This window comes from Mucilaginibacter sp., assembly GCF_028287845.1.
GTDB lineage: Bacteria > Bacteroidota > Bacteroidia > Sphingobacteriales > Sphingobacteriaceae > Mucilaginibacter.
This window is the reverse complement of record NZ_JAQBOW010000013.1, coordinates 16872-27573: the sequence shown is the minus strand read 5'-3', so window position 1 is coordinate 27573 and position 10702 is coordinate 16872. Positions and strand designations below refer to the sequence as shown.

The 10702-nt window shown below is 38.6% G+C and carries 13 protein-coding genes; 7 read left to right on the top strand and 6 right to left on the bottom strand.

All coding sequences use genetic code 11. The annotated features are described in order from the left end of the window. Positions 1 to 23 precede the first annotated feature (23 nt). The 6 genes from JWP71_RS01475 (at position 24) to JWP71_RS01450 (ending at position 4595) form a co-directional block, all read left to right on the top strand. Positions 24 to 1451, top strand: coding sequence for a redoxin family protein (locus tag JWP71_RS01475; RefSeq protein ID WP_299496287.1), 1428 nt, complete (start codon positions 24 to 26; stop codon positions 1449 to 1451). Between the two features lie 133 nt (positions 1452 to 1584). Continuing rightward, positions 1585 to 1911: a metalloregulator ArsR/SmtB family transcription factor gene (locus JWP71_RS01470; protein ID WP_299496285.1), complete on the top strand. Its 327-nt coding sequence runs from the start codon at positions 1585 to 1587 to the stop codon at positions 1909 to 1911. Positions 1912 to 1932: 21 nt separating this feature from the next. Next, the gene (locus JWP71_RS01465; RefSeq protein ID WP_299496283.1) at positions 1933 to 2358 is read left to right on the top strand and encodes an SRPBCC domain-containing protein; all 426 of its coding nucleotides are present in this window, start codon (positions 1933 to 1935) and stop codon (positions 2356 to 2358) included. 27 nt (positions 2359 to 2385) lie between these two features. Further along, positions 2386 to 2811 (top strand): SRPBCC domain-containing protein, encoded by a 426-nt coding sequence (locus JWP71_RS01460; RefSeq protein ID WP_299496281.1) that lies wholly within the window; start codon positions 2386 to 2388, stop codon positions 2809 to 2811. A gap of 168 nt (positions 2812 to 2979) precedes the next feature. Further along, complete coding sequence (locus JWP71_RS01455) at positions 2980 to 3321, top strand: YciI family protein (protein WP_299496279.1); 342 nt, start codon at positions 2980 to 2982, stop codon at positions 3319 to 3321. Positions 3322 to 3362: 41 nt separating this feature from the next. After that, positions 3363 to 4595 (top strand): sigma-70 family RNA polymerase sigma factor, encoded by a 1233-nt coding sequence (locus tag JWP71_RS01450; RefSeq protein ID WP_299496277.1) that lies wholly within the window; start codon positions 3363 to 3365, stop codon positions 4593 to 4595. Positions 4596 to 4864: 269 nt separating this feature from the next. Here JWP71_RS01450 and JWP71_RS01445 read toward each other — a convergent pair whose 3' ends face one another. The 3 genes from JWP71_RS01445 to JWP71_RS01435 form a co-directional block, all read right to left on the bottom strand. After that, positions 4865 to 5668 carry an undecaprenyl-diphosphate phosphatase gene (locus JWP71_RS01445; RefSeq protein ID WP_299496275.1) on the bottom strand — a complete coding sequence of 268 codons (804 nt, stop codon included), beginning with the start codon at positions 5666 to 5668 and terminating at the stop codon, positions 4865 to 4867. Positions 5669 to 5741: 73 nt separating this feature from the next. Continuing rightward, positions 5742 to 5996 (bottom strand): DUF3098 domain-containing protein, encoded by a 255-nt coding sequence (locus JWP71_RS01440; RefSeq protein ID WP_299496273.1) that lies wholly within the window; start codon positions 5994 to 5996, stop codon positions 5742 to 5744. A gap of 47 nt (positions 5997 to 6043) precedes the next feature. Further along, positions 6044 to 6922, bottom strand: coding sequence for a permease-like cell division protein FtsX (locus tag JWP71_RS01435; protein WP_299496271.1), 879 nt, complete (start codon positions 6920 to 6922; stop codon positions 6044 to 6046). A gap of 174 nt (positions 6923 to 7096) precedes the next feature. Between JWP71_RS01435 and JWP71_RS01430 the strand changes: the two genes are divergently transcribed. After that, positions 7097 to 7285 (top strand): hypothetical protein, encoded by a 189-nt coding sequence (locus tag JWP71_RS01430; protein ID WP_299496269.1) that lies wholly within the window; start codon positions 7097 to 7099, stop codon positions 7283 to 7285. Between the two features lie 67 nt (positions 7286 to 7352). Here the strand turns inward: JWP71_RS01430 and JWP71_RS01425 are convergent, their stop codons facing one another. The 3 genes from JWP71_RS01425 to JWP71_RS01415 all read right to left on the bottom strand — a co-directional run bounded on the left by JWP71_RS01425 (position 7353) and on the right by JWP71_RS01415 (position 10636). Next, positions 7353 to 9101, bottom strand: a complete 1749-nt coding sequence (locus JWP71_RS01425; RefSeq protein WP_299496289.1) for an ABC transporter ATP-binding protein — start codon at positions 9099 to 9101, stop codon at positions 7353 to 7355. Between the two features lie 160 nt (positions 9102 to 9261). Continuing rightward, positions 9262 to 10041 carry a tRNA pseudouridine(38-40) synthase TruA gene (gene truA / locus JWP71_RS01420; protein ID WP_299496267.1) on the bottom strand — a complete coding sequence of 260 codons (780 nt, stop codon included), beginning with the start codon at positions 10039 to 10041 and terminating at the stop codon, positions 9262 to 9264. Between the two features lie 76 nt (positions 10042 to 10117). After that, entirely contained in the window at positions 10118 to 10636 is a 519-nt protein-coding gene (locus JWP71_RS01415; protein ID WP_299496265.1) for a DUF892 family protein, read from the bottom strand. Positions 10637 to 10702: the final 66 nt, after the last annotated feature.

The window sequence follows — 10702 nt, the reverse complement described above, 5'->3', positions numbered from 1 at the left end:
TTCACCTAACCTGATCTAAAAAAATGAAAAACCTATTTATTGGATGTGTTATGCTGGCTGCAGCATTAGCCATTACATCATGCAACCGCAACGGAAGAACAACCGCAAAAAGAACCGTTATTGAGGGAAAAATAGCCAATCCACAACTTTATCCAAAGTTAAAAGAGTTGAGTTTAGAAGTTATGGATTTTGGCGGAAAACCCACCACCTATAAAGGCATTATCAATAAAGACGGAACGTTTAAAATTTACTTTGATCAATACATAGCGCAGGATGTAAAGATAACCCCACTTATACCGTCTTTTATTGCCCATCCGGGTGATAACATTCATATCGATTTTCAATCGGTGAATGATATTACATTTTCTGGCGATGCTGAAAAAACCAATACCGACATGTATCATTATATCAGCGAGAATTATTCAGTTTTTGATAGAGATGATAATGAAAGCCTGTATTTCAGGTCGTTAGATACCGCAAACTATAGAGCTGTGTGTGAAAACATGAGGGTGGCAATGTTAAAAAAACGCGCAGAATTCATTGATCAATACCAGCCTAATGATGAAGTGAAAAAATGGACCAAAAACTATGTGAATATCCGTTATTATGGGATGCTTATAAATTTCTATGATGTCTATCATTACATGAAAATCATGAAGAATCCCGGTGAGGCTCCTGCAAAACTAAAAGAACACCCAATTCTGGATGATGATTTAAATGATATTTATAATGCCTCTTTATTTAATACAGACAGCTACCAGTTAATCAGCCTGTTGTCGCGCAATTTTAAAGGCATTACGCCTGCTAAAGATGTATTTATTAACAAATCTTACAAAAACCCGCTTATACAGCAAATGCTTACGGCTTATCCGTTTTATATGACATTAAATGTAAATAATGCCGAGTATTTTGATAAATACAGAAATAAATTTGACTCAGACATACAGGCCGCATTTATTAAACAACCCCTGCTAAAATATTATGCTACAGTTAAAAAGAATTTAGCAAACCCAAAAATTGCTTCTGATGCGATATTAAAAAACGCCTATGGCACATCCGGAGCAAACATCCTGGATTCTATAAAGGCCCAAAACAAGGGAAAGGTAATTTATATAGATTTTTGGGCAACCTGGTGCGGGCCATGCAAAGCCGAACTTCCTTATTCTGAAAAACTGATGGAAAAGTATAAAGGAAAAGAGGTAGCATTTGTATTTGTTTGCATTGATTCGCCAAAGGATACCTGGAAACTGAATTTGGCCGACCTTAAGCTAACAGGCAGTCAGTATTTTTGTGATCGGAAACAAAGCGGAAGCCTTAGGCAGGGCTTTAACATAGCGGGCATCCCATATTATATGATGATAAATAAAAACGGCGATATCACCGAAAATGGAAATGGCCTACGCCCGCACGACCCACTAACTGAACATAAAATAGATAAGCTGTTAAACTAACCTTTGCACTTTTAGAAACGCCTTAAAGCGATGGATTTTAAAACCCCATCGCTATTTTTTTGAAAATAAATTTGCGTAACCGAATGGTTACTTATATATTTGTAACCGAACGGTTACTTATTTAAAACAAATAATGAGAAGAGACGTATTTCAGGCCATTGCCGACCCAACCCGCAGAGAAATTATAGGGATGCTGGCACACCAGTCGCTAAACCTGAATAGTGTGGCAGACGAGTTTAATATCAGCCGGCCCGCCATATCCAAACATATAAAGATATTGACCGAATGCGGCCTGGTTACTATTACACAACAGGGCCGCGAACGTTATTGCCATGCCGACTTTGGGAAATTAAAACAGGTAGCCGACTGGACAGCCAAATACCAAAAATTCTGGACCGAAAAACTGGATGCGTTAGGCGCTTTTTTGGAAAAAGAACAACAGCAAACTAAAAAGAAATAATCATTATTAACTCAAATTACTATGGACACAGAACAAATTGTAATTGAACGCACCTATAATGTATCAGTAGATACCGTATGGCGGGCACTAACTGACATTGCTCAAATAAATGAGTGGTTTTTTAAACTGGAAGATTTTAAACCCGAAGTGGGCTTTTCCTTTAGCTTTTCAGGCAATGACGGGGGAACCGTGGTTGTGCATGAATGTGTGGTCAAAGAGGTAATCGCCGGCAAAAAACTGGCCTATTCGTTTATATATTCCGGTTATCCCGGCGATTCACTGGTAACTTACGAGCTTTTTGCAGAAGGAGAAGGAACCAAACTGGTGTTAACCCATAGCAATTTAGAAAACATGCTTAATGGAAGCCCAATGTTTGCGCGCGAAAAATTTGTTGGTGGTTGGACCTATCTTACCGGTAAGCTCAAAAATTTCCTGGAAAAAGAGTAAATTTACTATTACCGTAAAACATATGTTATGAACGCAGAACCATTTGTAATCGAACAAACCTATAATGCCCCCGTTAACGCGGTCTGGAGCGCGTTGACCGATAAAAATAAAATGAAGGAGTGGTACTTTGACGTTGATGACTTTAAACCGGAAGTAGGGTTTACCTTCTATTTTACCGGCGAGGATAAAGGCGTGAAGTTTGTGCATGAGTGTGTAGTAAAAGAAGTTATTACCGGCAAAAAGTTGGCTTATAGTTGGCGATATCTTGATTTTCAGGGCAATTCGCTGGTAACTTTTGAGCTTTTTGCAGAAGGCGGGCAAACCCGGCTTAAACTAACACATACGGGCTTAGAAAGCTTCCCGGCCGATAACACTTCATTTGCAAAAGAAAGCTTTGCCCGTGGATGGACCTATATTACTGGCACCAGCTTAAAGAATTATTTGGAGAAGTAATTACAATAAACATCCATGCATTTCGACCATAAGGAGAAGTCTTCCTCGTCGAAATGACATTTTTAGTTATCTTCATTGAGTAATAGCGTAATAAAAAAACGCAGTGGCTTGTCCAATTTTTAAATACCGGATCGTCATTAGTTTTTAAATCATTAAAACTCAACTAAAATGAACGAATTCTTATTGATTTTCAGGCGTGAAGCCGCTTTCGACACTCAATTAACTCCAGAGCAGTTGCAAGAAATTTCAAAACCATGGCAAGATTGGATGGGCGGTTTAGCCGCTCAGAACAAACTGGCTAATCCAGGTAGCCGCTTAAACAGCGATGGCAAGGTAGTAAAACCAAATAACGTAGTCACCAACGGTGCTTATGTGGAAGTTAAAGAGTTAATTGGCGGATACATTGTTATTAAAGCTGCCTCATTAGATGAAGCTGCGGAAATATCAAAAGGCTGCCCGATACTAACTGTTGGCGGCAATGTAGAAGTAAGACAGCTTATACCTATGTAGTAAAATTAAGCCCCTCATTAATGTGAGGGGCTTTTGTTTTTATGAAGGAAGAACTACTTTTATCTAATTTGTTCCGCACAGAGTATCGTAAACTTACAGCTGTGCTGGCAAGGCTGTTTGGTTTTGAGCATATCCAAATAGCCGAGGATATTGTAAGCGATACGTTCCTGTTGGCATCTGACACATGGGGGCAAAACAAGCTACCCGAAAACCCAACCGCATGGCTTTATACTGTAGCTAAAAATAAAGCTAAGGACCATTTAAAACGCAATGCAATTTTCACAAAAAAAATTACTGCAAACCTCAAAGCCGAAAATTCTACAGCAGAAGAAATTGAGATAGACCTATCCGAAAAAAATATAAATGACAGCCAGCTCCAAATGATGTTTGCTATCTGTCAGCCAATCATTCCGGCTGAAGCGCAAATAGGTTTGGCACTGCGCATTCTTTGCGGTTTTAGTATTGACGAAATTGCCGATGCCTTTTTAACCAATAAAGAAACTATTAACAAGCGCCTGTTTCGCGCAAAAGAAAAATTGCGGGGAAATAATGTACAAATTGAATTCCCCGGCGCCGATCAAATAAATCAACGGTTAGAAACAGTACTGCTTACTTTATACCTTTTATTTAACGAAGGCTATTACTCCATCAGCGGCAATACTAACCTGCGCAAAGATCTTTGCCTGGAGGCCATGCGCCTAACTTATTTGTTGATAGAAAATAAACCAACCGATCTGCCAGCCGTAAATGCTTTGTCGTCACTTATGTGTTTTCACGCCTCGCGATTTGAAGCCAGGATAGATAAAAACGGCGAAATGATTATCTATGATGAGCAAGACAGCAGCTTGTGGAACGAGGAATTGATATCAAGGGGGAAAAATTATTTGATAAAGGCGGCTCATGGCGACCAGTTAACACGCTATCACCTGGAAGCCGCTATTGCCTATTGGCACACTATTAAGGAAGATACGCCCGAAAAGTGGGAAAATGTTTTACAGCTCTATAATAAATTGCTCATGCTGGAATATTCGCCTATGGCAGCTCTAAATCGAACTTATGCTCTGGCCAAAGCCGATGGTAAAGAAAAAGCCATAATTGAAGCCGAGAAATTAATACAGTTAACCGATAGTCATTTATATCATTCTTTGCTGGGATGGTTATATACTGCTATTGATAATGAAAAGGCTTTAGCGCATTTACAGGCTGCTTTAAAGCTGGCTAAAAGCAAAGGTGAAAAGAATAGGATTGTTAAGAATATAAAAGCGCTGAATTAACCTATTTGCTATTTATTCCCCTTCAGGGGAGTAGTAGGGGTAAACAAGTAGAGCTCCTGATGGGCAGGAGCTCTAACTAACCAATTATAAACCAATTATATGAAGAGACGTGCTATTTTGAAACATTCATCAAAACAACACATTACGTTAATTCATTTTATTGAATAACAATATACAAACGCCGTGCCGAATTAATAATTGTACCTTATTGTACTATTAACACTATTTAACATATTTGTTACAAGCCACAGGCTTTATATATTAAAGTATTAAACTGTATGCAAAGCATTGCCTGTATAGTACAATACAATAATTACTATACCTGCCAAAATGCGGTAAAAACCAAATAGCCTAAAGCCTTTTTGCTCTAAAAAAGTGATAAATGATTTTATGGCCAATAGCGCTACAATAAAAGCGATAACGCTGCCTATTAGTAAGAATTTTATATCCTGGTGCAGATCGGCTGCTGCTATATTGCCATGCTTATAAAAATCATAAAGGTCTTTAAGCGTTGCGCCAAACATGGTGGGCACTGCCAAAAAGAAAGAGAACTCGGCAGCAGCCTTGCGGCTTAGCTTTTGCGACATACCCCCTACTATTGAAGCAGCCGAACGTGACACACCCGGTATCATGGCCAGGCATTGAAAGAAACCTATTTTAAGCGCCATAACATGGTTTATCTCCTTTTCGTCATCAATTGTAGGTTTGTTAAACCATTCATCAACAAACAGCAAAATAACACCACCCACTACAAAAGCTACCGCTACCACTAGCGGACTTTCTAAAAGAATATCTATCTTTTTCTTTAACAACAAACCAAATATCACCGCAGGTATAACGCCAATAACCAATTTCACGTAGAAATCAATAGAGCGAAAAAAACGTTTAAAGTAAAGCACGACTACCGCAAGGATAGCACCTAACTGAATAACGATCTCGAATAGTTTAACAAATTCGTCCTTGCTTATGCCCATCAATGAGCTGGCAATAACCATGTGGCCGGTTGACGATACCGGTAAAAACTCTGTCAATCCTTCAATAATTGCCAGTATAATAACGTGAATAATATTCATGGAGGTGAGGATAGATTTAAAGATTGGAACAAACATGTACTGTATGTAGCGCTACATCTGCTACAATACAAAATTATTTTGCTTCCGGCTTTTTAAGGATAGCGTAAAAACCAATTCCAAATCCGCCTAAAACCACTATAGGTGCTATAACAATTTTAGTGGTGCTGTAAATATCAGTAGTGCCGGCCATAAGCACAAAGCCAAATGCCACTACTGCAATACTGATGATGAACCAGGTATAATTGCTTTTTTCGAATACAAATTTTACAGGAGTAGTTCCCTGTGGTTTAGCGGCTGTTTTTGCCGCTGGTTGTGTGGTCTTTGCCATCTATTTTAATTATTGAATGAGTGATTGACTGGTGAATGAAGGCCCTTTTACCTGTAAAGGTCGTATATTTTTAAACGTAAAAATTTATTTACCGCAAGATAGGTACTAAAGGCCGAAATAAATATACCAATACCAAGTACGCATAAAAATACGATCCCAAATTCTGCATTGTTTTGCAGGATAACCAGATCGGGTACTTCTAAATTAGCCAGGTATAAGGTACCAACCAAAATTATAACAGCTATTAGCCCGCCTAATAAACCGTGCCACATGCCATATAGCAAAAATGGCTTGCGAATAAATGCTTTTGTAGCACCCACCAGCTGCATTGATTTAATTAAGAACCGTTGCGAGTAAATAGCCAGCCTGATGGTATTGTTGATAAGTGCTACAGATACCACCACAAATATGCCTGTAAAAGCCAATATTACTAAAGTGATAGAAGTTAAATTCTGATTCATTTGGTCCACCAGCGATTGCTGATATTTAACCTCTTTTACCAGTGGGTTTTTTAACAATTGATCTTTAAGTTTTGAAATATCTGTATTGTTGGCAAAATCAGCTTTCAGGTAAACGTCTAATGATTGTGATAATGGATTGTATCCCAAAAATTTCACAAAATCTTCGCCCAGGTCCTTTTGCAGGTTACGGGCGGCCAGTTCTTTACTTACGTAAATAGCCTGTTTAACCATAGGGTTGGTTTCCAATTGATTTTGTAACTGACGCACATCAGCTTCGTGAGCAGCATCGTCAACAAAAATATTTAGTACAATATTTTCCTTTACATAGCGCGAAAGATTATTAGCATGTACTAATATAAGGCCCAGCAAACCTATCATTAACAAAACCATAGCTATACCAAACACAGTAGATATATATATCGTCTTTGTTTTATGTGCCGATTCGCTTGCTTCAAATTCTTCCATAGCTTACTATTAGTTTATGCGAAATTAAGAAACCATTACTAAAGGTAAAAGTTTATATTTTATTAATTGACTTTTAAGTTTCGTTTAACAGAATTTAACTAACATTCATAAGATTAAAGGGGTAATAAGATTTTCAAACGATAAACAAATTTTTTAGTCAACTGTTATTATAACATGACAAAGCCAGCAAACTCAACAAACAAACCATCACCGGCAGATACGCCTACCCACAGGCCAAATGATAACGGCGGCAAAAGCAAGGTGCGAAACTCTGACAAACAGTATGATGCTGATGTGCCTCATGGCGGCGATATCGCTAAAAAACATGAGCGGGAAGAGCAGCCGGTTAATCCGGTTAAATAGTCATTGGTCAATAGTCATTAGTTAAAATTCACTAATAACTATTGACCAATGACATAGTGACCAATGACTACCGCGCTATCCCGGTAGAATTAAACTGCAGATCGTACAACTTACGATAATAGCCATCATCAATGCGCAGCAACTCCTGGTGGGTGCCAATCTCTTTTATTTCGCCGTGATCGAGTACAATTATTTTATCGGCATTTTGTATCGTAGATAAGCGGTGGGCAATAACGATGGCCGTACGACCCTGCATTAGCTTATTAATGGCATTTTGTATCAATATTTCTGTTTCGGTATCAACTGATGATGTGGCCTCATCCAGCACCAAAATAGCCGGATCATAAACCAGCGCGCGGATAAATGAAATGAGTTGGGCCTGCCCTGCCGATAGGGTTGCGCCACGTTCCATTACGTTATAATCATAACCGCCCGGTAAACGTTCAATAAATTCATGCGCGCCTACATCTTTGGCTGCGGCAATGATTTGTTCGCGGGTTATCAGCTCATTATTAAGGCTTATATTGTTGGCAATGGTATCTGTAAACAAAAACACATCCTGTATTACCGTAGCAATTTGCGATCGCAGGTAATCAACATCATATTCCCTTATATCATTTCCATCAACACTAACCCTGCCTTTGCCAATTTCATAAAAGCGGTTCAGAATATTTATTGTTGATGATTTGCCCGCGCCTGTGGCTCCTACCAGCGCTAATGTTTCGCCCGGTTTTACGTGAAAGTTAATATCTCTTAAAACCCAGTTCTCATCATTATAAGCAAACCAAACATGTTTAAACTCAAGCTCGCCTGCTAAACGGCTTGGTTTTAATTTGCCGGTGTTTACGGCTATCTCATCAGTATCTAAAACCTTAAATATCCTATCGGCGCCTACCATGCCCATTTGCAACGTATTAAATTTATCGGCCAATTGACGTATAGGGCGGAAGAGTAAGTTTAATAGCACAATAAATGCTAATATAACCCCTGGTGTTACCTGCTTACCTGTGGCAGATATCCTTGTTAATTGCTGATCGGTAAGTATTCTTTTGCAGCCATACCAAACAAGCAAACCAATACAAACGGCAAACAAAATTTCTACAACCGGGAAAAATATAGAATAATACCAGTTAGACCGGATATTTGCATCGCGATATTTTAGGTTAACCGCCTTAAACTTCCGCATTTCCTGGTGTTCGCGTGCAAAATTTTGTATAATGCTGATACCCGAAATATGCTCTGCTAAAAAGGTATTTAACTGTGCTACCTGTGTGCGCACTTCCTGAAATGATGATTTAATGGCTTCTTTAAATACATAAGTTGATGCAAACAATAAGGGCATCGGGATTAATGTAATAAGTGCCAATTTCCAATCTTTTAGCAACATGGCTATTACAATTGCAACCACCAGTAACATATCACCCATGATGGAGATTAATCCTTCAGAAAATATATCGGCAATGGTCTCCAGGTCTGACACGGTACGGGTAATGAGCATCCCGATAGGTGTACGGTCAAAATACTTTAAGCGCAATTTGGTGATATGGTTAAAAATATCAATACGTAAATCGCGTATTACTGACTGTCCTAAAGCATTGGTAAGATAAGTTTGATAATATTGGGCAATGGTTTGAATAAGAAGCAATCCTATCATCAGCTCCACCATAAAAAGCAGGCCATTATAATCATTAAGCATGATATGCTCATCGAGTGTTTTTTGGATAAGAACGGGCAGCCCCAACGCGCTAACCGCCAAAAAAACGGTTAAAAATGCCGATATGATAAACGTAGTATTGTACGGCTTAACATAATGCATTACCCGCTTTAGCAGCTTCCAATCAAATGCCTTTCCGGTAACACCACCCCCGCCCCCTGAAGGGGGAGCCTTTGAAGTGTCTTTTTGGGAATTGTTATTTTTATCTGTACTCACTAATTCAAAGTTACTTTATTATTGATCGAAAATAAAACCGATTACGCTATTGTTCCTCTTTCATGAGAGGTACAATAGGATACTTCACCTCCGTTAAATACAATCCGCAAGCCGGCACAGATGCCCCTGCGTTGCTGCGGTTTTTACTTTCAATGATATCGCGTATGGCTTCGGGCTCAATTTCTTTGTGGCCCACCATTAACAGCGTACCTACAATGGCGCGTACCATATTACGCAGAAACCTATCGGCAGATATTTTGAAAATTATGCTATCACCTTCGCGCACCCATTTTGCATTAACTATTTTACAATTGTTGGTTTTAACCTGTGTGTTTGATTTACTGAAACAGCTAAAATCAATGTATTCCATAATGATCTTCGCGGCCCTGTTCATCAATTCCAGATCAGGCTCATCACGCAGTAACCACGAATAGCCCTTTTTAAATGGGTCTTTATTAAAGTGGATATGATATTCGTAAGACCTCAAAGTAGCATCAAACCTTGCATGTGCACCGGCATGAACCGGGATGATGCTTTTTACACCGATATCATGCGGTAAAACAGAATTAATGCTACGTACACTATTAGCGACAGAAGATGGAGTATGGACCGTAGACTTACAATCAAAATGCCCGAAAAATTCTTTTGCATGCACTCCAGTATCTGTACGCCCGCAACCTACCGTTTCTATTGGTTCGCGTAAAATGGTTGATAACGCTATATTAAGCACCTCCTGCACGCTCACGGCGTTATGCTGAGATTGCCAGCCATGATAGTTGCCACCATCATAAGCCAGTTCAATAAAATAGCGTTGTTTTGCTGCCACAAGTGCAAAGGTAGCTAATGAAGATTAAAGATTAGTGATTGAAGATTAGTGTCAAATATGATAAGCCCAATCTTCACTAACTAATATATTCTTTATAAATAGCCTCAAACAAAACCTTATTCTCAACCGCGGTATCAAAAGGCTGATCCAAAAAAGTATTGCTGTAGCCAATTGATTTGGCCAGATTTTTCAGCACATTAAAGTAGGTTACTTCAATACCTTCTATTATTTGAAGATAAAACAATATAAATACATCACGCTCAATAGGTGTTTTGCCCGTTTTAATTACCGACAGATAAGCCTCCAACATCATGGCTTTCATGCCTAATACGCTAATTTTTGCAGGCACGCTCTGGATAGATGTATATATCTGGTCCATTTGCAGTACCTGGCTTTTAGTATCTGTTCTAAGTTCATCAATAGCCAGCTTTAATTGCTTCAGTGAAGCTATAGTTTCAATTTCGTTAAAAAAATCGAACAAATGTTGCTTGCCAAAATAAACACTGTTTAAATGTTCAAGGAACATTTTTTTTAAATGGTTGTTTTCAAGCTTTACATCCTTTGGAGAACGAGCAGCATCAGTTGTATCAGTCATAGGTAGTTATAATTAAAGCATTATAAATCTACACTATATATTAGCACTTTAATAAATAAACAGTAA